This is a genomic window from Streptomyces tateyamensis (assembly GCF_003205575.1).
GTDB classification, from domain to species: Bacteria; Actinomycetota; Actinomycetes; order Streptomycetales; family Streptomycetaceae; genus Kitasatospora; species Kitasatospora tateyamensis.
In genome coordinates this window covers 1-306 of sequence record NZ_PYBW01000278.1, presented here as the reverse complement: position 1 = coordinate 306, position 306 = coordinate 1, and the positions used below count along the sequence as shown (strand labels likewise).

Sequence of the window (306 nt, the reverse complement as noted above, 5' to 3'; positions counted from 1 at the left end):
CCACCCGGTCATGGACGCCTTACAAGCCGAGCCCGGCCGCTTCAACTCCACCGTGCTGCTGCGCGAGCACGACGAGCACGACGGCTTCGTCGACCGCGGGCCGCCACCGGCCGCCCCGCCCGGCACCCGGGGCGAGGTCTACAGCAACACCAACAGCGGCCTGGGCTTCCGGGTCCCGCTGATCGCCATCTCCCCCTGGACACGCGGCGGCTGGGTCAACTCCGAAACCTTCGACCACACCTCCGTACTGCGCTTCATGGAAGTCTGGACCGCGGCCCTCGGCACCCCGGCGAACTGCGTGAACAT

1 protein-coding gene is annotated in these 306 nt (G+C 69.9%); it reads left to right on the top strand.

Annotation, left to right across the window (positions count from 1 at the left end):
* Positions 1–306: alkaline phosphatase family protein (locus tag C7C46_RS33330; protein ID WP_281278608.1), on the top strand; the 306-nt coding region annotated here is incomplete at both ends.